At 68.6% G+C, this 20,841-nt stretch carries 27 protein-coding genes; 22 read left to right on the top strand and 5 right to left on the bottom strand.

What is annotated here, in order from left to right; genetic code table 11:
* From rplX to AC4FS2_RS00775, 12 genes are all read left to right on the top strand, one after another.
* Window positions 1-360, top strand: coding sequence for a 50S ribosomal protein L24 (gene rplX, locus AC4FS2_RS00720; protein ID WP_491154394.1), 360 nt, complete (start codon window positions 1-3; stop codon window positions 358-360).
* Window positions 361-362: 2 nt separating this feature from the next.
* Window positions 363-953 carry a 50S ribosomal protein L5 gene (gene rplE, locus AC4FS2_RS00725; RefSeq protein ID WP_491154392.1) on the top strand — a complete coding sequence of 197 codons (591 nt, stop codon included), beginning with the start codon at window positions 363-365 and terminating at the stop codon, window positions 951-953.
* A gap of 74 nt (window positions 954-1,027) precedes the next feature.
* Window positions 1,028-1,426, top strand: a complete 399-nt coding sequence (rpsH, locus tag AC4FS2_RS00730; protein ID WP_491154390.1) for a 30S ribosomal protein S8 — start codon at window positions 1,028-1,030, stop codon at window positions 1,424-1,426.
* 6 nt (window positions 1,427-1,432) lie between these two features.
* A complete protein-coding gene (rplF, locus tag AC4FS2_RS00735) occupies window positions 1,433-1,969 on the top strand; it encodes a 50S ribosomal protein L6 (protein ID WP_491154388.1) in 537 nt (178 codons plus the stop codon).
* Window positions 1,970-1,971: 2 nt separating this feature from the next.
* Window positions 1,972-2,331, top strand: a complete 360-nt coding sequence (gene rplR, locus AC4FS2_RS00740) for a 50S ribosomal protein L18 (protein ID WP_491154387.1) — start codon at window positions 1,972-1,974, stop codon at window positions 2,329-2,331.
* Window positions 2,328-3,032, top strand: coding sequence for a 30S ribosomal protein S5 (gene rpsE, locus AC4FS2_RS00745; protein WP_484510412.1), 705 nt, complete (start codon window positions 2,328-2,330; stop codon window positions 3,030-3,032). Before rplR ends, rpsE begins: the two co-directional genes overlap by 4 nt.
* Window positions 3,032-3,217, top strand: coding sequence for a 50S ribosomal protein L30 (gene rpmD / locus AC4FS2_RS00750; protein WP_135063347.1), 186 nt, complete (start codon window positions 3,032-3,034; stop codon window positions 3,215-3,217). The genes rpsE and rpmD overlap by 1 nt, the downstream gene beginning before the upstream one ends.
* Window positions 3,217-3,771, top strand: coding sequence for a 50S ribosomal protein L15 (gene rplO, locus AC4FS2_RS00755; protein WP_491176071.1), 555 nt, complete (start codon window positions 3,217-3,219; stop codon window positions 3,769-3,771). The genes rpmD and rplO overlap by 1 nt, the downstream gene beginning before the upstream one ends.
* A 106-nt stretch (window positions 3,772-3,877) precedes the next feature.
* The gene (gene secY, locus AC4FS2_RS00760; RefSeq protein ID WP_491154383.1) at window positions 3,878-5,197 is read left to right on the top strand and encodes a preprotein translocase subunit SecY; all 1,320 of its coding nucleotides are present in this window, start codon (window positions 3,878-3,880) and stop codon (window positions 5,195-5,197) included.
* Window positions 5,197-5,799 carry an adenylate kinase gene (locus tag AC4FS2_RS00765; protein ID WP_491154381.1) on the top strand — a complete coding sequence of 201 codons (603 nt, stop codon included), beginning with the start codon at window positions 5,197-5,199 and terminating at the stop codon, window positions 5,797-5,799. The genes secY and AC4FS2_RS00765 overlap by 1 nt, the downstream gene beginning before the upstream one ends.
* Before the next feature lies 1 nt (window position 5,800).
* The gene (map, locus tag AC4FS2_RS00770; RefSeq protein ID WP_491176074.1) at window positions 5,801-6,643 is read left to right on the top strand and encodes a type I methionyl aminopeptidase; all 843 of its coding nucleotides are present in this window, start codon (window positions 5,801-5,803) and stop codon (window positions 6,641-6,643) included.
* Between the two features lie 2 nt (window positions 6,644-6,645).
* Window positions 6,646-7,338: a DsbA family protein gene (locus tag AC4FS2_RS00775; RefSeq protein ID WP_491176077.1), complete on the top strand. Its 693-nt coding sequence runs from the start codon at window positions 6,646-6,648 to the stop codon at window positions 7,336-7,338.
* A gap of 124 nt (window positions 7,339-7,462) precedes the next feature.
* Here AC4FS2_RS00775 and AC4FS2_RS00780 read toward each other — a convergent pair whose 3' ends face one another.
* The gene (locus AC4FS2_RS00780) at window positions 7,463-8,425 is read right to left on the bottom strand and encodes a hypothetical protein (protein WP_491176079.1); all 963 of its coding nucleotides are present in this window, start codon (window positions 8,423-8,425) and stop codon (window positions 7,463-7,465) included.
* 395 nt (window positions 8,426-8,820) lie between these two features.
* On the opposite strand from AC4FS2_RS00780, the gene infA reads away from it, so the two are divergent.
* The 9 genes from infA to AC4FS2_RS00825 all read left to right on the top strand — a co-directional run bounded on the left by infA (window position 8,821) and on the right by AC4FS2_RS00825 (window position 14,733).
* Complete coding sequence (gene infA / locus AC4FS2_RS00785) at window positions 8,821-9,042, top strand: translation initiation factor IF-1 (protein ID WP_028496510.1); 222 nt, start codon at window positions 8,821-8,823, stop codon at window positions 9,040-9,042.
* A 60-nt stretch (window positions 9,043-9,102) separates the two neighbouring features.
* Window positions 9,103-9,219 carry a 50S ribosomal protein L36 gene (gene rpmJ / locus AC4FS2_RS00790; protein WP_005050492.1) on the top strand — a complete coding sequence of 39 codons (117 nt, stop codon included), beginning with the start codon at window positions 9,103-9,105 and terminating at the stop codon, window positions 9,217-9,219.
* A 178-nt stretch (window positions 9,220-9,397) separates the two neighbouring features.
* On the top strand, window positions 9,398-9,772 hold the full coding sequence (rpsM, locus tag AC4FS2_RS00795; RefSeq protein WP_491154371.1) for a 30S ribosomal protein S13: 375 nt from the start codon (window positions 9,398-9,400) through the stop codon (window positions 9,770-9,772).
* 40 nt (window positions 9,773-9,812) lie between these two features.
* Window positions 9,813-10,211 carry a 30S ribosomal protein S11 gene (gene rpsK / locus AC4FS2_RS00800; protein ID WP_023954078.1) on the top strand — a complete coding sequence of 133 codons (399 nt, stop codon included), beginning with the start codon at window positions 9,813-9,815 and terminating at the stop codon, window positions 10,209-10,211.
* 134 nt (window positions 10,212-10,345) lie between these two features.
* Window positions 10,346-11,335, top strand: coding sequence for a DNA-directed RNA polymerase subunit alpha (locus tag AC4FS2_RS00805; protein WP_491154368.1), 990 nt, complete (start codon window positions 10,346-10,348; stop codon window positions 11,333-11,335).
* 42 nt (window positions 11,336-11,377) lie between these two features.
* Entirely contained in the window at window positions 11,378-11,971 is a 594-nt protein-coding gene (gene rplQ / locus AC4FS2_RS00810; protein WP_491176081.1) for a 50S ribosomal protein L17, read from the top strand.
* Window positions 11,972-12,037: 66 nt separating this feature from the next.
* Window positions 12,038-13,075, top strand: coding sequence for a GNAT family N-acetyltransferase (locus tag AC4FS2_RS00815; protein WP_491176083.1), 1,038 nt, complete (start codon window positions 12,038-12,040; stop codon window positions 13,073-13,075).
* 44 nt (window positions 13,076-13,119) lie between these two features.
* On the top strand, window positions 13,120-13,956 hold the full coding sequence (gene truA, locus AC4FS2_RS00820) for a tRNA pseudouridine(38-40) synthase TruA (protein WP_491176085.1): 837 nt from the start codon (window positions 13,120-13,122) through the stop codon (window positions 13,954-13,956).
* Window positions 13,957-14,040: 84 nt separating this feature from the next.
* Window positions 14,041-14,733 carry an endonuclease/exonuclease/phosphatase family protein gene (locus AC4FS2_RS00825; protein ID WP_491154362.1) on the top strand — a complete coding sequence of 231 codons (693 nt, stop codon included), beginning with the start codon at window positions 14,041-14,043 and terminating at the stop codon, window positions 14,731-14,733.
* 13 nt (window positions 14,734-14,746) lie between these two features.
* Here AC4FS2_RS00825 and AC4FS2_RS00830 read toward each other — a convergent pair whose 3' ends face one another.
* On the bottom strand, window positions 14,747-15,280 hold the full coding sequence (locus tag AC4FS2_RS00830; protein ID WP_491154360.1) for a cell wall protein: 534 nt from the start codon (window positions 15,278-15,280) through the stop codon (window positions 14,747-14,749).
* Between the two features lie 49 nt (window positions 15,281-15,329).
* Window positions 15,330-17,123, bottom strand: a complete 1,794-nt coding sequence (locus AC4FS2_RS00835) for a DUF4012 domain-containing protein (RefSeq protein WP_491154358.1) — start codon at window positions 17,121-17,123, stop codon at window positions 15,330-15,332.
* Between the two features lie 92 nt (window positions 17,124-17,215).
* On the opposite strand from AC4FS2_RS00835, the gene AC4FS2_RS00840 reads away from it, so the two are divergent.
* Window positions 17,216-17,857, top strand: coding sequence for a hypothetical protein (locus tag AC4FS2_RS00840; protein WP_491176087.1), 642 nt, complete (start codon window positions 17,216-17,218; stop codon window positions 17,855-17,857).
* A gap of 2 nt (window positions 17,858-17,859) precedes the next feature.
* On the opposite strand, the gene AC4FS2_RS00845 is transcribed toward AC4FS2_RS00840, so the two are convergent.
* Together AC4FS2_RS00845 and AC4FS2_RS00850 are read right to left on the bottom strand one after the other, a co-directional pair.
* A complete protein-coding gene (locus AC4FS2_RS00845; RefSeq protein ID WP_491154356.1) occupies window positions 17,860-18,990 on the bottom strand; it encodes a hypothetical protein in 1,131 nt (376 codons plus the stop codon).
* Window positions 18,987-20,651: a sensor histidine kinase gene (locus AC4FS2_RS00850; RefSeq protein ID WP_491154355.1), complete on the bottom strand. Its 1,665-nt coding sequence runs from the start codon at window positions 20,649-20,651 to the stop codon at window positions 18,987-18,989. Before AC4FS2_RS00850 ends, AC4FS2_RS00845 begins: the two co-directional genes overlap by 4 nt.
* Window positions 20,652-20,841 lie beyond the last annotated feature (190 nt).

Genomic DNA, 20,841 nt, shown 5'->3' on the forward strand with positions numbered 1-20,841 from the left:
ATGGCGAAGATCAAGAAGGGCGACCTGGTTCAGGTCATCTCGGGCTCCAAGCCCGAGCGCGGCGGAGATCGCGGTAAGCAGGGCAAGGTCCTCGAGGTCCTCGTCGAGCAGAACCGCGTGATCGTCGAAGGCGTGAACTACGTCACCAAGCACACGCGCGTGGGTCAGACCCAGCGCGGCACCAAGACCGGTGGCATCGAAACCTTCGAGGCCCCCATCCACATTTCCAACGTCGCCCTCGTCGACCCCTCGACCAAGAAGCCGACCCGCGTCGGCCACCGTGTCGAGGAGCAGGTCAAGGATGGCGTCAAGCGCACGGTTCGCGTGCGCTTCGCGAAGAAGTCAGGCAAGGACCTCTGAATATGAGCACCGCGACTGCCGCGGCGGCTGGCAAGATCCAGCCCCGCCTGAAGCAGAAATACCGGAACGAGATTCAGCCGAAGCTGCAGGAAGAGTTCGGGTACACCAACGTCATGCAGATCCCCGGCCTGGTCAAGGTCGTGGTGAACACCGGCGTCGGTGAAGCCGCTCGCGACAGCAAGGTGATCGATGGTGCGGTCGACGACCTCACCAAGATCACCGGCCAGAAGCCGATCGTCACGAAGGCACGCAAGTCGATCGCGCAGTTCAAGCTGCGTGAGGGCCAGCCCATCGGCGCGCACGTCACCCTCCGTGGTGACCGCGCGTGGGAGTTCATCGACCGGCTCGTGAACCTGGCGCTGCCCCGCATCCGTGACTTCCGGGGCCTGTCGGACCGCCAGTTCGACGGCACCGGCAACTACACGTTCGGCCTCCAGGAGCAGGCAGTGTTCCACGAGATCGACCAGGACCGGATCGATCGGGTCCGCGGCTTCGACATCACGATCGTCACCACCGCGAAGACCGACGAAGAAGGCCGCTCGCTGCTGCGTCAGCTCGGCTTCCCGTTCCGCTCGGCCGACACCCAGGCGTAAGACCCCCACCCATTCATAGAAGGTCGTCTGTCGCGTAACGGCAGCCGAAACCTCATGATCGAAAGAAGCATCACATGACGATGACAGACCCGGTCGCAGATATGCTGACCCGTCTGCGCAACGCGAACTCGGCACACCACGACTCCGTGTCGCTGCCGAGCTCCAAGCTCAAGACTCACATTGCCGACATCCTCCAGCAGGAGGGTTACATCGCGGGATGGTCCGTCGAGGACGCCCGCGTCGGCCAGACGCTGACGCTCACGCTGAAGTATGGCCCGAACCGCGAGCGGTCGATCGCCGGCATCAAGCGCGTGTCGAAGCCCGGCCTGCGCGTGTACGCACGCTCGACCGAGATCCCCACGGTTCTCGGTGGCCTCGGCGTCGCCATCCTGTCCACCTCCTCCGGTCTGCTCACAGACCGCCAGGCCGAGCAGAAGGGCGTGGGCGGAGAAGTCCTCGCCTACGTGTGGTGATCTGACATGTCGCGTATTGGACGTCTTCCCATCGACATCCCCTCCGATGTCACCGTCACGGTGACCGGTTCGGATGTCGCCGTTCAGGGCCCCAAGGGTGAGCTGTCGCTCACCGTGGCGCGCCCCATCGAGGTCAAGGTCGAGGACAACCAGGTCTTCGTCTCCCGCCCCGACGACGAGCGCGAGTCCCGGTCGCTTCACGGCCTGACCCGCACGCTCATCAACAACAACATCATCGGTGTCACCCAGGGCTACACCAAGGGCCTCGAGGTCGTCGGCACGGGTTACCGCGTCGCCCAGCGCGGCGGCTCGGTCGAGTTCGCCCTCGGCTTCTCGCACCCCGTGCTCGTGGAACCCCCCGCCGGGATCACGTTCACGGTCGAGGGCAACAACCGCGTCACCGTGAGCGGCATCGACAAGCAGGCCGTCGGCGAAGCCGCGGCCAACATCCGCAAGATCCGCAAGCCGGAGCCGTACAAGGGCAAGGGTGTGCGGTACGCGGGCGAGGTCGTGCGTCGCAAGGCCGGAAAGAGTGGTAAGTAGCCATGGCTCTCAAGTCAAAGTCTGACGCGCGCAGCCGTCGTCACGGGCGCCTTCGCAAGAAGGTCGTCGGCACCGAGGTTCGTCCTCGTCTCGTCGTGACCCGCTCGGCGCGCCACGTCTTCGTCCAGCTGGTCGACGACAGCAAGGGCCACACCGTGGCCTCTGCATCCACCCTCGAGACGGACCTGCGCGCCCTCGACGGTGACAAGACCGCCAAGGCCCGCAAGGTCGGCGAACTCGTCGCCGAGCGCGCGAAGGCCGCCGGTGTCACCGACGTGGTCTTCGACCGCGGTGGCAACCGGTACGCAGGTCGCGTCGCCGCGATCGCCGATGGCGCCCGCGAAGGAGGGCTGAACCTGTGAGTGACAACAAGGAGACCGAAGTGACCGACGCGTCCCAGGCCGCACCGGCCACGGCCGAGACGGCCACGGCCGGCACGGCCGACGCCAGCCGCGAGCCTCGTGAGGCCCGCCGCGGCGGCCGCGAGCGCAACCCCAACCGTGGTGACCGTGGATCGCGCGACCGCAACGAGAGCCAGTTCCTCGAGCGCGTCGTGACGATCAACCGCGTGTCGAAGGTCGTCAAGGGCGGTCGTCGGTTCAGCTTCACGGCCCTCGTGGTCGTCGGAGACGGAAACGGTGTCGTCGGCGTCGGATACGGCAAGGCCCGCGAGGTGCCCCTGGCGATCTCGAAGGGCGTCGAAGAGGCCAAGCGCAACTTCTTCCGCGTCCCGCGCGTCGGCTCGACCATCCCGCACCCGGTGCAGGGTGAGGCCGCAGCCGGTGTCGTCCTGCTTCGTCCCGCCGCTGCCGGTACCGGTGTTATCGCCGGTGGCCCGGTGCGCGCCGTACTCGAGTGCGCCGGCATCCACGACATCCTGTCGAAGTCGCTCGGCTCGTCGAACACGATCAACATCGTGCACGCGACGGTCGCCGCACTGAAGCAGCTCGAGGAGCCCCGTGCCGTGGCCGCTCGCCGCGGCCTGGAGTACGACGCCGTCGTGCCCGGCATCATCATCCGCAACGAGGCCAAGGCCGCCGCTGCGGCGAAGGCAGGTGTCTGATGGCGAGCCGACTCAAGGTGACCCAGATCAAGTCCAAGGTGAGCGAGAAGCAGAACCAGCGTGACACGCTGCGCAGCCTCGGTCTCAAGCGGATCGGCGACGCTGTCGTCCGTCCCGACGACGCGCAGACGCGCGGCTACGTCAAGACCGTCGCCCACCTCGTCAAGGTTGAGGAGATCGACTGATGGCTGAAAACGAAACGGCGGCTGAGAAGCCCGCCAAGAAGGCGCCGGCGCGCAAGCCCGCCGCCGCCAAGGCGACCAAGCCCGCCGCGGCGAAGACCGCTGCTCCCGCGACGCGCCCCGGCGTGCTCAAGGTGCACCACCTCCGGCCGGTCCCGGGTGCCCACACCGCGAAGACCCGTGTCGGTCGCGGTGAAGGCTCCAAGGGTAAGACCGCGGGCCGTGGCACCAAGGGCACCAAGGCGCGCTACTCGGTGCGGATCGGGTTCGAGGGTGGCCAGATGCCGCTGCACATGCGTACTCCGAAGCTGCGCGGGTTCAAGAACCCGTTCCGCGTCGAGTACCAGGTCGTGAATCTGGAGAAGCTCGCGGAGCTGTACCCCGCCGGTGGCGAGGTGACCGTCGGCGACCTCGTCGCCAAGGGTGCTGTGCGCAAGAACGAGAAGGTCAAGGTGCTCGGCACCGGCGACATCTCGGTGAAGCTGAACGTGACGGTCGACAAGGTCTCGGGTTCTGCCGAGCAGAAGATCGTCGCGGCGGGCGGCTCGGTCAACTGACCTCGCCTGCACCTCAGAGGGCCGGAGAGCGCTAGCCTCCGGCCCTCTGGGTTACCCTGGTTGTCTGTGCGCCTCTGCGCGCCGGAACCACTCTGGAGGAATCCACTTGTTCAGCGCCATCGCGCGGGTCTTCCGCACGCCTGACCTGCGTCGCAAGATCGCCTTCACCTTGGGCATCATTGCGATCTACCGGTTCGGCGCACACATCCCTACGCCGTTCGTGGATTTCCCCAACGTGCAGTCGTGCCTCGACCAGCAGGGCACCACTGAGGGCCTCCTGTCCCTGGTGAACCTGTTCTCCGGCGGCGCCCTCCTGCAGCTGTCGATCTTCGCGCTGGGCGTCATGCCCTACATCACCGCGACGATCATCGTGCAGCTGCTCCGCGTGGTCATCCCGCACTTCGAGACCCTTTACAAAGAGGGCCAGGCGGGCCAGTCCCGTCTGACGCAGTACACCCGCTACCTCACGATCGCCCTCGCGCTGCTGCAGTCGACCACGCTCGTCACGGTGGCACGCAGCGGGCAGCTGCTGGGCGTCGGTATCCCCGAGTGCGAGAACCTGCTCACCAACGACGTGTGGTGGGCGCAGCTGCTCATGATCATCACGATGACCGCCGGTACCGGCCTCATCATGTGGTTCGCCGAACTCGTCACCGAGCGCGGCGTGGGCAACGGCATGTCGATCCTCATCTTCACCTCGATCGCCGCGACCTTCCCGGCCGCCATGTGGTCGATCTGGCAGGCGCGCGGCTTCGAGGTCTTCCTCCTCGTGCTGGGCGTCGGAATCCTGGTCGTCGCTCTCGTGGTGTTCGTCGAACAGTCCCAGCGCCGCATCCCGGTGCAATACGCCCGCCGGATGGTGGGGCGACGCACCTACGGCGGCACCAACACGTACATCCCGATCAAGGTGAACATGGCCGGTGTCGTGCCCGTCATCTTCGCCTCGTCGCTGCTGTACATCCCGGCGCTGATCGCCCAGTTCAACCAGCCGCAGGCGGGGCAGGAAGCCCCCGGCTGGGTGGTGTGGATCTCGCAGTACTTCACTACGGGCGACAACCCGCTGTACATGCTGGTGTACTTCCTGTTGATCATCGGGTTCACCTACTTCTACGTCGCGATCACGTTCAACCCGGTCGACGTCGCCGACAACATGAAGCGCTACGGCGGCTTCATCCCCGGCATCCGGGCGGGGCGCCCCACCGCGGAGTACCTCGACTACGTCCTCACCCGCATCACGCTGCCCGGGTCGATCTACCTCGGCCTCATCGCTCTGCTGCCGCTCATCGCCCTGGCCACGGTCGGTGCCAACCAGAACTTCCCGTTCGGTGGCGCGTCGATCCTGATCATCGTCGGTGTCGGTCTCGAGACGGTGAAGCAGATCGACGCGCAGCTTCAGCAGCGTCACTATGAAGGGCTCCTCCGCTGATGACCTCAGCCGCACGTCTGCTCATCGTCGGTCCGCAAGGATCGGGCAAGGGCACCCAGGGTGTCCGCATCGCCGAAGCGTTCGGCATCCCCGTGGTCTCGACCGGCGATGTGTTCCGCGCCAACGTCGCGGACGGCACGGAGCTGGGGACGCAGGTGAAGGAGATCATCGACTCGGGTCGCCTGGTTCCCGATGAGCTCACCAGCGCCGTGGTGCGCGACCGGTTGTCGAAGGAGGATGCCGCGAGCGGGTTCCTCCTCGACGGCTACCCCCGCAACCTCGCTCAGGTGCTGCAGCTCGACGACTTCCTCGAGGGGCGCGCGGAGACGCTCGACGCGGTGATCGCTCTCGTCGTGCCGCGCGAAGTGTCGATCGAGCGGCTGACCAAGCGCGCCGAGGAGCAGGGTCGCGCAGACGACAGCGACCAGGCCATCGCTCACCGCCTGGCGATCTACGAGTCCGAGACGGCGCCGATCCTCGGGGTCTACGGCACCCGGAACATCGTCGACGAGATCGACGGGGTGGGGACGCTGGATGAGGTGACCGAGCGCATCTTCGCAGCCCTCGAGTCGCGCGGCCTCGGTCGTTCGACCGCCGCCTGACGTGATCTTCCGCTCCTCCCTCTACAAGACCCCCGCGCAGCTGCGGGCCATGATCGAACCCGGCCTCATCACCGCGGCCGCGCTGGACGCGGTGCGCACGATGATCGCGCCGGGTGTCACGACGCTCGAGCTCGACGCCGAGGCATCCCGCGTCATCCGCTCGCGGGGCGCTCGCTCGAACTTCCAGCTCGTGCGCGGATACCGGCATACTCTCTGCACCTCGGTGAACGAGCAGGTCGTGCATGGGATCCCCGGCGACCGCGTCCTGCAGGCGGGCGACCTCGTCTCGGTCGACGCGGGGGCGGAGCTGCAGGGGTGGAACGGCGATTCGGCCATCAGCGTCGTCGTGCCCGGCGATGCCCCGGCGGAGGTGGTGGCCGCGCGGCGGCGGCTGTCGGAGGTGACCGAAGGGTCGCTGTGGGCCGGGATCGCCGCGCTCGCGTCGGCGTCGCACCTGGGTGAGGTCGGTGCGGCCATCCAGGATCACATCGAGGCGCACAGTCCTTCGACGGGCGCGTACGGCATTCTGCGCGATTACGTGGGGCACGGCATCGGCCGCAAGATGCACGAGTCGCCGAGCCTGTTCAACTACCGAACGCCCGACCCCGGCGCCGAGGTTCGTCCCGGACTGGCCGTCGCGATCGAGCCGATGGTGGTCGCGGGCGACCAGGAGACGTTCGTCGAGGACGACGGGTGGACCGTCTCGACCCTCGACGGCTCGGACGGCTCACACTGGGAACACAGCGTCGCGGTGCACGCTGGTGGCATCTGGGTGCTCACTGCGCCCGACGGCGGCGCGGAGCAGCTTGCCCCGTTCGGCGTGATTCCCAAGGAGATCGAGTAATCATGGCTGCGGAGCGCAAGGTCAACTGGTTCGCCATCGGCGTCACCGCCGCCGTGGTGGTCGTGCTCATCGGAGTCGGTGTCGCCGTGTGGTGGGGGAACGCCGTGGCGAACTCCGCAGGCGAGGCGCCGGACAGCCCCGTCGTGGATGCCTCCACCGGAGCGATCGCCGTCGGCGACGGCCCGGACACGGTGGACACCTACATCGACTTCATGTGCCCGATCTGCAACCAGTTCGAGCAGGCGTACGGTCCGACGCTCGAGGAGCTCGTCGCGGACGGCAGCATCACCCTCAACATCCACCCCATCTCGATCCTGGACCGCGCCTCGGACGGCACGGAGTTCTCGACGCGCTCGGCCGGTGCCGCGTACTGCGTCGCGGAGGATTCTCCCGATGCCGTGCTGCCGTTCGTGCAGGGGATGTTCGCGAACCAGCCGGAGGAGGGGTCGTCGGGCCTGACCGACGACGAGATCATCGCGATCGCCCAGCAGGCCGGAGCATCCGGCGATGTGGCCTCGTGCATCACCGACGGCACGTACACGCGCTTCGCCACGGCGATGACCCGCGAAACCCCCGAGCAGGAGGGCTCGCCCGGCATCTCGACGCCGACGATCGTGGTGAACGGCCAGGTGCTGGCGAACGCCACCGACCTGACCGGCGACCCCCAGGCCGACATCGTGGCCCGCCTGAATTAGTCCCGCTCGTCCCTCCCGTCCCTCGTCCCTCCCTCCCGCGCCTCGCGCGCCTTCGGCGAGAAACGACATCCCGGACGAGAAACGGCGCGACGCGTCATGTCTCGTCCGGAACGTCGTTTCTCGCTCAGCGGGAGCGCGGATTGGGGAGGAGGGTCGCCAGCATCGGGTGCTGGGGAGGGAAGAGCTGCGGCACCCCGGCGTGCGTGAGGGCGGTGCAGAGGGGGGTGACGCGCGTCGCCCCGGCCAGATCCCAGCGGGCGAAACCGCCCTCGTAACGTCGGAGGCGGTCTTCGCGCTGCTTCTCTTTGCGGATCCGTTGCGCCGCCTCCCCGGGGTCGGTCGTGTACTTGTCGTAGCCGTCGGATTCGCCGATCGCGCGGTACGTCGGCCAGTAGAAGTCGGAACGGTCCTCGAATCCCTCGTAGTGGAACACGTGCTGGAGCTGCGGGGGAGGGAAGCCGCTCCACTCCATCACGGCCCGGCTGACCGATTCGCCGACCGACTCCGCGCGACCATCCAGCCTGGGGAGTGCCCACCGCAGGCGCCTGCTCCCTCGGCCGTTCACCTGGGTGCCGGCGATCTGAGTCAGGAACTCTGGGCTCAGGATGGTCGGGAACGCGCGCAGTGCGGCGTCACCGACGGCGAGTCCGAAGGCCGGTGGAAGGGCGCGGATGAGATCGACCGTGGTGTCCGCCGGCGACGTGAGGGAGATGCTCCCCGCACTGATCACGCGCGGGTCGGCGCTCGTGTGGACGGCCACGTCGCCGAACCGCTGCGATCGATCCCGGCCGGGGTCGTACACGTGGATGTCGCGGGGCTCGCCGAACAACGGGAGGCCGAGGAGAGCGGCGGCGGACTCCAGGCAGAAGGCCGCTCCCGGCGAGACCGACGCGAAGGCGTGCACTCGCGCCAGGTAGCGTTCCCAGGGTTTGAGTCCCTCCCACAGGTGGCGCGGCGCGTACACCCCGGGTCGTACTCTCACGCGGCGATCGTCGTTGCGGAGGCGCAACCCTGCGTCTTCGGCGTCCCGCGTGCGCAGGAGCGGGACGGGAGACGGTGCGAGCGGGTGGCCGGAGAGAAGCAGCATCCCGCCATGGTGGGCCTGCGGATGCGCAGCATCCCCGCGCTCGCGCTGCCCCGTGGAGAACCCGCGCCATCCGCCCGCCGGGGAGGAGGAGTGGGTGCGCCCTCCACGCCCGCGAGAAACCACAATCCGGACGAGACAGGATGCGTCGCGCCGTTTCTCGTCCGGATCGTCGTTTCTCGCGGGGCGAGCGCGAGCGCGGGGCGAGGGCGGGGCGAGGGCGGGGCGAGGGCGAGGGCGGGCGAGGGGGCGAGGGCGGGGGAGGGCGGCTCTGGTTGCTGGACGGCGCAATACCACGTATGCTTGATCTTTGGTGCGTTGCGCCTCTATTGGCGTGTCACAGCACCGAACCCCATCCACCGCAGACCGACCGGTCTGCAACAAGCGATAGCGAGTATATGGCGAAGAAAGACGGTGTCATCGAGATCGAGGGTGTCATCTCCGAGGCCCTGCCCAACGCGATGTTCCGTGTTGAGTTGACCAACGGACACAAGGTGCTCGCCACGATTTCCGGCAAGATGCGGCAGAACTACATCCGCATCATCCCCGAAGACCGTGTCGTCGTGGAGCTCAGCCCCTACGACCTCACGCGGGGCCGAATCGTCTACCGCTACCGCTAAGACCGGTCGAGAAGTAACGGCCGCGCTCCGGCGCGGTACGAAGACAGCGAACAGGAAATCATGAAGGTCAATCCCTCCGTCAAGCCCATCTGCGATCACTGCAAGGTCATCCGCCGCCACGGCCGGGTGATGGTGATCTGCAAGAGCAACCCGCGTCACAAGCAGCGCCAGGGTTGACGTCCAGGCTGGGCGCGGCGGCTTAGCCGCCGAGCCGCAGCCCTCACGACCACAACTGAACACATAACGGCAGGATCAGAACCCGCATCGGGGAAACCGGATGCGGGGGACACCTCGGGGCGGAGGCCCGGGCACCGATCCTGCTCCACACCTCCACGACACTCCTTTGGAGATCCGCATGGCACGTCTCGCCGGCGTCGACATCCCGCGCGACAAGCGCGTGGTCATCGCCTTGACCTACATCTACGGCGTTGGCCGTACCCGTTCGAACGAGATCCTCGCGGCAACCGGCATCGGCCCGGACGTTCGCGTCAAGGACCTTACCGACGACCAGCTCGTCGAGCTCCGCGACCACATCGAGGGCACCTACAAGGTGGAGGGTGACCTTCGCCGTGAGGTGGCCGCCGACATTCGCCGCAAGGTGGAGATCGGCTCCTACGAGGGCATCCGCCACCGTCGCGGCCTCCCTGTGCGCGGGCAGCGCACGAAGACCAACGCGCGTACCCGCAAGGGTCCGAAGCGCACGGTCGCCGGCAAGAAGAAGGCGCGCTAGGCTCCGCCGGCGCCCCAGGATTTAGGGAGAACCGCACACCATGGCACAAGCCAAGTCCGCTGCGCGCAAGCCGCGTCGCAAGGAGAAGAAGAACATCGCGTTGGGCCACGCCCACATCAAGTCGACGTTCAACAACACGATCGTCTCGATCACCGACCCGTCCGGCGCTGTCATCAGCTGGGCGTCTTCCGGTGGCGTGGGCTTCAAGGGCTCGCGCAAGTCCACCCCGTACGCCGCGGGCATGGCGGCCGAGTCCGCCGCCCGTCAGGCGCAGGAGCACGGCGTGAAGAAGGTCGACGTCTTCGTCAAGGGTCCGGGTTCGGGTCGCGAGACCGCGATCCGCTCGCTGACGGCCGCCGGCCTCGAGGTGGGGTCCATCCAGGACGTCACCCCGCAGGCGCACAACGGCTGCCGCCCGCCCAAGCGCCGCCGCGTCTGACCCAGTCCCCCTCTCTTCCACGCGGATGCCGCGGGGTTCCGCTCCTGCGGAGCCCCCGGCATCCCCGAGTACAACTCAACATCTCACCCACCGCACGTGTCATATAGCGGGCACGTGATCGAAAGGAACCCATAGTGCTCATCGCACAGCGTCCCACTCTGACCGAGGAGAAGATCGGGGAGTTCCGCAGCCGCTTCGTCATCGAGCCGCTCGAACCCGGCTTCGGTTACACCATCGGCAACGCGCTGCGTCGCAGCCTCCTGTCCTCCATCCCCGGTGCCGCCGTCACCAGCATCCGCATCGACGGCGTACTGCACGAATTCAGCACCATCCCGGGTGTGAAAGAGGATGTCACCGAGATCATCCTCAACATCAAGCAGCTGGTCGTCTCCAGCGAGCGCGACGAGCCCATCACCGCCTACCTGCGCAAGACCGGCGCCGGCGAGGTCACCGCGGCTGACATCTCCGCCCCCGCGGGCGTCGAGGTGCACAACCCGGATCTGGTGATCGCGACCCTCAACGACACCGCCAAGTTCGAGCTCGAGCTCACCATCGAGCGTGGCCGTGGCTACGTCTCGGCGACCCAGAACCGCAACGAGTACGCCGAGGCGGGCCAGATCCCGATCGACTCGATCTACTCGCCGGTCCTCAAGGTCAGCTACCGCGTGGATGCGACGCGTGCCGGGGAGCGTACGGACTTCGACAAGCTCGTGCTGGACGTCGAGAGCAAGTCCTCGATGGCCCCGCGCGACGCGGTCGCTTCCGCCGGCCGCACCCTGACCGAGCTGTTCGGCCTCGCCCGCGAGCTGAACGTCGAGGCCGAGGGTATTGAGATCGGCCCCGCGCCGGTGGAGACGGTTCTCTCCAACGAGCTGGCCATGCCGATCGAAGACCTCGACCTGTCGGTGCGTTCGTACAACTGCCTCAAGCGCGAGGGCATCAACAGCGTGTCGGAGCTCGTCGCCCTCTCGGAGACGCAGCTCATGAACATTCGCAACTTCGGTCAGAAGTCGGTCGACGAGGTGCGCGACAAGCTCACCTCGCTCGGTCTGTCGCTCAAGGACTCGGTGCCCGGATTCGACGGCGCCCAGTTCTACGGCGGCTACGACGAAGAGACCGTCTGACCGCGGCTTCCCGACACGAGACCTTCCAGGAGTAACTGAGACATGCCCAAGCCCACGAAGGGTCCCCGCCTCGGCGGCGGCCCCGCCCACGAGCGTCTGCTGCTTGCGAACCTCGCCGCGGCCCTGTTCACGCACAAGTCGATTCAGACGACCGAGACCAAGGCCAAGCGCCTGCGCCCGCTCGCCGAGCGCCTCATCACCTTCGGCAAGCGCGGCGACCTGCACGCGCGCCGCCGGGTGCTGAGCGTTATCGGTGACAAGGAGGTCGTGCACGTCCTCTTCACCGAGATCGCGCCGCTGGTCGCCGACCGCCCGGGTGGCTACACCCGCATCACCAAGATCGGCAACCGGAAGGGCGACAACGCCCCGATGGCTGTCATCGAGCTCGTCCTGGAGCCCGTGACCCCGAAGGTGAAGTCCACCAAGACGTCTCGCGCGACGGCACCCGCCGCCGCACCGGTCGCCGAGGACGCACCCGCTGAGGACGCACCCGTCGCCGAGGATGCCGCCGAGACCGAGGTGACCGACGAGGTCGCCGAGGCGGATGCTGCGGACGACGCGTCGGCCGAGGCCGGTGCCGAGTCGCCCGAAGAGGGCGAAGCCGCCGAGGCTGCTGCCGAGGACGCGAAGAAGTAACATCCTTCCCGGATCGACCGAGACCCCCGTCCATTTCGGACGGGGGTCTCGTCGTAGGCTGAATCGGTGACGGATGAACGAGTGATGGATCTCCCTTTGGCCGCGCGGGTACCCGCGCCCGTGGAGATCGCGGCGCCCCAGCACCCCGAGGTGGCGCGCTGGCGCGGCGCGACACCGGATGACATCGACGCGATGCACGCGCTGCTCGCTGCAGCCGGCCGGGTCGACCACCCGACGTACACCACCCCGCGGGAGGAGATCGCCGACACGTTCGCGGTGGCGCACATCGACCATGCGCGCGACACCGTCCTCGCGTTCGCCGCGGATGGCACCCTCGTGGCGGCCTCGAGCGCGATCTTCCACCCCTCCCGCGACATCGCCCCCAAGGTGTACTTCGACGGCGCGGTGCATCCCGCGTACCGCCGGCGCGGCATCGGCGCGGTCGCTCTGCGTTGGGCGTACGACCGCGCCCTGCAGCACCTCGGCTCGATCGAGGCTCCTCTCCCGGGCCAGGTGGCCTTCTACACCGAGGAGCGGAACACGGATGCGGCGGCCCTCGCCGAGCGGCTGGGGATGGCCACGGAGCGGTGGTTCACCACGATGGTCCGCGACCTCGGCGACCCGATCCCGCAGCGACCGGCGCCGGACGGCGCGTCGCTGGAGGCCTACACGCCCGACCGGGCGCTGGATGCTCTCGCTGCGCGCAACGACGCGTTCCGCGATCACTGGTCGAGCCTGCCCTCGGCCGAGGACGCGTGGCGGACATTCGTCGACGGCCCCTTCCTGCGCCCTGACCTGTCGACCCTCCTCGTCGAGGACGGCCGCATCGTCGCGTTCTGCCTCGCCTCAGTGAACGAGGACGACTGGGAGGCGCTGGGCGCGCCGAACACGTACATCGACCTCATCGGTGTCGTCCGCGATCGCCGTGGACGCGGCTACGCTCCCACCGTCGTCGCCCGCACTCTGGAGGCTGCCCGTGCGGCCGGGCTGCAGAAGGCAGTGCTGGACGTGGACACGGCCAGTCCGACCGGTGCCCACAGCCTCTACGAGCGCCTGGGATTCTCAGCCACCGATCGCGAGCGCGTGCTCACCCGCCACTTCTGACGAGACCAGCGGAGCCCTCCATCAACCCCGATTAGGCTGAGCGGGTGCGCATCCGTCTCGATATCGCCTATGACGGGACGCACTTCCGCGGCTGGGCGACGCAGCCGGGCCTGCGCACCGTGCAGGGCACGCTCGAAGCGGCGCTGACCCGCATCCTGGGCACGCGGCCCCGGCTCGTGGTGGCGGGCCGCACCGACGCGGGTGTGCATGCGTCGGGCCAGGTGGCCCACATCGACCTCGACGAGGCGCAGCAGCAGCGCCTGCCGCAGGGGCGCCGTGGGGGAGACCCCGTCGCCGCGCTCGCGGGCCGGCTGCGGGGCATCCTGGGTGCGTACCCGGACGTGACGGTGACGCGCTCGAGCCTCGCTCCCGACGGATTCGATGCGCGCTTCTCCGCGGTGTGGCGCCGGTACCGCTATCGGCTGGCCGATGCCGCGGCCGGATACGATCCGCTCGAGCGGCACCGCACCACCACGGTGCGTGCTGCTCTCGACGAGGCGGCGATGGATGCTGCCGCTCGGTCGCTGATCGGTCTCCACGACTTCGCCGCCTACTGCAAGCCGCGGGATGAGGCCACCACGATCCGGACCCTGCTCGATTTCCGGTGGGAGCGGGACGCCTCCGGCGTGCTCGTCGCCGAGGTGAAGGCGGATGCGTTCTGTCACAGCATGGTGCGCGCGCTCGTGGGTGCGTGCGCCGCCGTGGGAGAGGGGCGCCTGGACATCGGCGAGGTCGCGCAGATCCGGGACGCGGGCATCCGCACCCCAGCGACGAAGGTGCTCGCCGCCCGAGGGCTCACGCTCCTCGAGGTGGGATATCCGGCAGACGACCTGCTCGCCCAACGGGCCGACCAGACCCGCAATCGCCGCGATGCGGAGTGACGGCTATGAGCCCACTTGGGGAACGCTGAGGGTCCGTGTCAATCCTCTCCGTCCGCCGGCACGGTATGCCAGGGTGGGAACGAAATGAGAGTCATCTCGTACAACTTGCGCAAGCACCGCGCCGCCGGCGAGCTGGTCACGCTGGTCCAGCGCCACGGTGCCGATGTCCTCTGTCTGCAGGAATGCGACACCCGGGAGATGCCCGACGAGATCGGGGGCCTGCGGCTGGCCGAGGCCACGCAGCGCAACCGCTTGGGGCTCGCCGTCTACTACCGGGCCAACACCTTCCGTCCGGTGGAGGTGCGCGCCATCGCGCTGAAGAAGTCGTTGCACGACTACGTGCTCCGGCCCGCCGAAGAGCGGATGCTGGGGGTGCGTCTGCACGACATCGACCACGGTCGCGACATCATCGTCGCGTCGTTCCACGCTGCCCCCCTGACCGCGTTGAACTCTCTCCGACGGCATCAGATCCGGACGGCGCTCGCTGAGCTGCAGAACCTCGGGGCGGGGCTGCCGGCCCTCATGGTGGGCGACTACAACTACCCGGTGTTCAAGGAGAACCTCGGGCAGCAGGTGCGAGCGCAGGGGTACGAACTGACGCTCAGCGACGCGCGCACGTATACGAGGTACCGGTTCTTCCGTGGCCACTACGACTTCGCCACGTCCTACCTGTTCGATATCGAGAACATCAGCACGCTGCCACAGGGGTCGAGCGACCATCTGCCGATCCTCGTCACCGCCCAGGTGTCTGCGGCGCGAGCGGCCGACGTGGCCTGAGCCGCACGGTGCCTTAGGCGGCGTCCCGCCGGCGCCGGACGACGGCGGTCGCCACCGCGACGGCCCCGCCCGCGACGGCCAGCGCGCCACCGCCGACCCAGATGCCCAGGTACGGACCGAAGTCCGCCCCGGTGGCGCTCAGGCCGTTGACGGTGACGGTGACGGTGTCACCCGGCGACGACGAGGTGAAGACGGCGATCGTATAGGCGCCTCGCGCGTCGGAGGGGAAGGTGAGGCGCACGGGGTCCAGTCCGCCCTCGGCGTTGGTCGTGGCGTCGCGGAAGGTCGCTGTGGAGACGGCAGCACGCACCATGCCGAACGTCACGTCGGCACCGTTCTCCCCGGTGACGGTGATGGTCGCCGGCTCGTTCGGGGCGAACGTGCCGTCAGCGACGGTGAGGCTCACGGTGCCGCCGGGTTCGATCGCGGCATCCGACACGCGCGCCGCGTCATCGTCGGGGTATGCCGTGGCTGCCATTGGCACGGCGAACACGGCGCCGGCTGCGAGCGCCACGGTGGCGACGACGCGGGGGAAGAGCTTATTCATCGAACCGCTTCCGGGGGAGGGAAGGAACTGCGCACAGCGCGACGCCAGTCTATCCTTCCGAGGGTCGGCAACCGTCGGGGAGGGCGGCTGCCTCGACCGGGTGAGCGGTGGGGGTGGTGACGACATCAAGGCTCGGGGTATGCGGCGTCCGGACCCGTATCGACGCCGTCGCCTCTTCTCCTGGGCGGAGGTACGTCGCCCAAGACAGAACGCGCCGACCGTCGTGCACTCCTCCGCCGAAGCCGACCGTCTCACCGGGTACCGGGCTCGCACCCTCCGCGGTGACGATCTCCGATCCGGCCGGCAGATAAAGGTAGGCCACGCTCTCCGTCGTGCCTGGGGGAGTACCGAAGGCGCCCCCGCCCGTGATGTAGTCCGGCAGGGACGCCGCATCCGCCGGCGCATCGCTGCGCAGCCGCACCGTCAGCACCGCATCCGGCGACCCCTCGGTGTCGGTGCACCATCCCACCGCCGTGGCGACGTTCATGTAGTAGTCCATCTTCGAGCCCGTGCCGTCGTTGAGGTACACGCCGAATTCGGTGCTCTTCGCATCCGTGTGCGGCAGGCGCCCCTGCAGGCTCGTGCCGTCCAGAATCGCCTGCTCGGCCGGGTCGGCGTTCCACAGGTACAGGCGCCGGTCCTGCCCGGCCTTGCCCAGTGCCGCGATGAGTTTGGCGGGATCCACGGCGCCGGATGACAGCGTGCCGAACACGGCCGCGGTGGCGGCGGCGAAGAACGCGTCTTGATCGACCGGCCGCTCGTAGCGCTGGTACACCTCGTTGAGCAGGAGGGGCACCGCCGTCTCCGCCGACAGCACGTCGCCGGTGGGGAGCGTCACAGGTCCCGTCGCTTCGAGAAGGTAGGACAGGGCCACCGGGTCCACCGCGACGACTCCGCTGACCTCGGTGCCGAACTCGCGCTTCCACATCTCCCGCGCGAGGGGCGCGCCGACGGTGAAATCAGGAACCTGCGTGACGTTCTGCACGTAGAGCGCGGGCCGCTCGTGGTAGATCTGCTCGACGTCGGCGGGAAGCTGCAGCACCGAATCGGTGTATCGCCGGAAGTCGCTCGTCGAGCCCTGAGCGCTGAGCGCGATCGTGCCACCCTCGGCGTGCACAACGGCCATGGCGCCGGCGATACCGCCCAGCGAGCGCCACTCGGCGTTGTTCTGGAAGAGCACGAGATAGTCGCGCGGCCCGTTGGCACCCAGCATCGCGGGCATGAGAGCCGTGGCCCGCTGCAGGGCGTCGGCGCCGGATGCGACATCACGGAAAAGGGTCTGCACTTCTGTGATCGGCTGACGCAGCGGCGCGACGAGCGCATCGGTGGGGATGCTGGCCACCTCGGCCGACGCGTCGGCGAGGCGCGCGGCGCTCCGGGTGGCCGGCTCGTTGAGGGCCGCGAGGGCAGCGATGTCGAAGCGGCCGTTCTGAGGCCGGAGCGAGTCGACCGAGAAGGAGGTCGCGACCTGGGCGAGGGGGGCGATGGCGTGGGTGGCGACGTCGTCAGCGGCCTGAGTGATCGTCGAGATCGCGCTCAACTGCGGGCCGATCCACGGCACGCCCTCGGCCAGCGCCCAGACCGGGTCGCCGGTGAGCGAACGGGCGGCGGACGTGTCGCGGGCGATCCTCTCCACGACGTCGGCCGCCTTCGACGGGTCGGCGAGAGCGGCCTCGGCGTCAGCGGCGGAGGCGCGGGCGTCGGTGAGGTGCCCGTAGGCGAGCACACCCCGCACGCCGATCCACACCGCGCCGAGAACGACGACGGCCAGCACGGCGGCGAGAATCCACGCGACGACGCGGCCCGCGACCTCTCGAGAGCGGCTCACGGGGTATTCGGTCACCCGATTCACCCTAGGCGAGCCCGGGGGGATGTCCTACGCGAGGGGGTGGGTCCGCTCCCCCTAGACTGGCGGCGAACGACGAAGGGTGCCTCATGGTTCGATCCGCCGGTCGCCGCGCACGAGTCGGCGCCGCGGCCGCTCTGACGGCGGTGTTCGCCCTCACCGGTTGTGGACCCGCCCCGTGGGATGTCGCCGACGCCGGAGGCGCGACGCCGACGCCGACGCGCTCCGCACCCCCCGTCCCCCAGCCGGTACCCAACGACCTCTCCAGCGGATCGACCGAGCGTGCGCTGCAGGCAGGCGCCGTCGCGGCCGCTGTCGACTACTGGTCGACGCTCTCCATGGACGAGTGGACACCCGGCGCTCTGAAGCCGATCAGCATGTCGATGACGACGACGGTCACACCGAACGACGGCCAGCAGGTGGGTTTGCAGCGCGTGTCGATGATCGCCGTCCCTGCCAACGCGACCGAGACCTTCCCGCCGCTCGAGGCCCAGGTCGACCAGTCGAACCAGACCGCCGGGTATCCCGTCCTTTCGCCGTACAGCTACTCGCAGACCTTTCGCATCGGCGCCGTCCCCGACGCCGCGACGCATGTGACGCTGCAGTTCACGTACGAGTTCCTCGTGCAGACCACACCGACCTCGAACGAGTACGCCAAGCAGACCGCCACCGACGGCGTCCGGATCGCCATCGCCGGTGGGGGTGCCAGCCCCAGCGCCACCGACGACTGAGGCTATGCGCCGATCCGCTGCCAGCGGTCTCCGCCGCGCTCCGATGCCTCGTCGCAGGCGTGCTGCGCGGCGGCGAGCAGGGCGGCGAAGTCGTATCCGACGACGTCGGCCGGCGCCCACCCGACGCTCGCCGATAGTTGCACGGAGATCGGCTGCGCCGCATCCATCTCGGTGATCTCCCGGAGCAGCGTGCGGACATGTTCGCGCAGCACGGCGCCGGGGCGGTCGATGAGCACGACCATCCGTCCGCGGCCGTCACGACCGATGTCCGCCTCGGCGGGGAAAGAGGTCCGGACGGTTCGCTCGAACCGCTCGACGATGCGGGCGAAGGGGGCATCGCCCGCGGCCGCGCGGATCTCCTCGGGGTCGTCGATGCGCACGGCCAGCAGCGCCCACGACGTCTCGGCGCCGGCGCGCGCGCGGGCGAGGCGGTCGGTGGCGGTGACGGTGAACTGCGGCCAGGACGCTGCGGTGTGGACGCCCACCGGCGAGACGGAGGTGAAGAACAGCAGGCTCACCGTCGCGCAGACGAGGTAGATGAGCATGCCCAGTGCGTTGAGCGTCCGGACGAAGGCGAGATCACTGCCGATGCCGGTCGGGAAGACGAGCCCGACGAGCAGCGTGAAGGCGCCGACGATGAGGAAGGCCGCCGAAACCAGACCGAGCGGGATCACCAGGCGGTCGTAGCGGTCGGCTGAGCGGCGGATCTCCAGCAACGTCAGGCCCGCGAAGACGGATGCGCCGAAGAACAGCACGCGGAAGATGAGTCCATACACGTCGGTGCCGCCGGCGAGGACGAGGGCGGCGGCGGAGACCAGCGACTGAACCAGCCCTATCCAGGGGAGGGCGCGCACACCACGTCGCGCTCGGAAGCCCGACCAGATGAGGGCGGGCGCGCCGAGCATGAGCCCCAGCCCGAGCAGTCGCACCGGTTCGTTGCCGAGCGCTTCGCCGGCGAGGCTCACCCATGTGCTCACCATGGCCAGGATGAAGGCGAGCGACCACAGCAGCGATGGGCGGGAAGGGCGCTGGAGGAAGCCCAGCCCGATGATCATGACCGTGCCAAGCGCGGCAACGACGGCCTGAGCGATCCCGAGATTTTCAACGGCGAGCGAACCCATGGACTGCGTCATGCCTCCGCGCCGGTCGGCAGGCTGATCGTTACCGTGGTGCCGGTGCCCTGCTCGCTTTCGACGCCAAGCGTACCCCGATGCTCTTCCACAATTGTGCGCACGATCCCCATTCCGAGCCCCGTGCCGGGGGTCGAGCTTTCCTGAGCCGTCCGCGCTCGGAAGTAGGGGTCGAAGATGCGCGGGATGTCTTCCGCGGCCATGCCGATCCCGGTGTCGGCGAAGTCCAGGACGACTCGCCCGTCGCGCTGCCTGCCCGAGATGCGGACCGACCCGCCCCCGGGGGTGTACTTGATGGCGTTGCTGAGGATGTTGTCGATCGCCTGACGCAGCCGGAAGGCGTCGCCGCGCACGGGAAGAGCCTCCGGGGCGTCGATCGTCACCTGCACACGGCGTCCGTCTGCCGCCGGCCGGAAGGACTCCAGCGACGCGTCGAGGATGCGGCGGCAGTCGGCGGAGGAGTCCACCTTGTGATCGCGCGCCTCGGCGCGCGATCCGGCGAGGATCTCGGAGATCAGGGTCTGCATCCGCTCGGCGGCGTTCTCGATGACCTGGAACTGCTCGCGGGTCTTCGGTGCCAGAGCGTCTCCGTCGAGGGCCAGTTCGGCATGACCCATGATCGCCGTCAGCGGGTTGCGCAACTCGTGGGAGACGACCGCCGCGAGTCGCTCGCGCGCCCGCTCGGCCTCGATGAGGGCGGTGATGTCGTGGACGATGAGCAGCGTGGTGTCGGGCTCGTCGGTGGAGGGGGTGAGCCGTCGCGTGGATGCGGACAGCGCGTGCCATTCGCCGTGCGTGTCGAACAGCCACACCCGCTCATCCTCGAACAGCTCGCCGCGTGCGGCACGGGCGAACGGGCGGTCGCTTTCGGGCAGAGGCTCCCCCCGTAGCGCGGCGTACTCCACCGAGCCGCCGGGGCGCTTGGGATCGTCGCGGTCGATGGCGTACAGCGACACATATGTCTCGTTGAGGGCGAGCACCTCGCCACCGCGGGAGAGGCGCGCGATGCCGGTGTCGAGGCCGTTGAGCATCTGCGAGACGCGCCGCTCTTGGCCGCTCACGCGGGAGAGCGTGCCTTGGAGCCGGCTGGCCTGCCGTCGCAGGAGGTGTTTGAACGCACGGCTCTGACGGGCGGAGAGGTACGTCGTGAGACCGATGAAGGTCAGTGCGAGGAGGACGACCATGAGCCGCACGGCGGTATCGGGGCCCAGGCCCGTCAGCGTGGCGTCCAGGATGATGACGGCCCCCACCACGGCCAGGGCCGTGATGAGCGCGGGCAGGGCGAAGTGCGTCGCGATCCAGATGATGGGGAAGACCCAGAAGAACCCGAACCGCAGCTCACTGTTGAACGCGAGGAAACTGACGCCGACGAGGTCGACGAAGGGCACCAGCAGGACCGCGTCCCGCGGCACGCGACGCCACGGCACGATGAGGGTCACCGCCGTCAGAGCGATGATGATCGCGATGCCCGTGGAGAAGGTCCAGAGGCCGAAGAGCGTCGGCTCCAGCGCCTGCACCACGAGTACGGTGACCACGACGCTCGCCGCCAGCACGAGCTGCAGCAACCAGATCGATCGGGTCCGGCTCTCGGGTGAATCGCCCTCTTCCTCGGGAAGAAGGCCATCGGCAGGCGACGTCGCCGGGAGGCTGTTCGCGACTGCCATACGGTGCAGTCTACTGACCCGGGTGTCCCCGGCCGCGCCATCCAGGCGGGCCTGTTTCTGATGACGGTGACCGCGCTCGCCGCAGCTTTCTTGCGCGAACCTTGCGGTGGTGCTGGCGAGACATGGGGCGTTCCTCGCGGCGGGTGTCGGAGTGTTGTTCCTGCCGGCAGCGCCGACGACCTCCGCAGAT

Source organism: Microbacterium sp. Z10_103 (assembly GCF_058310455.1).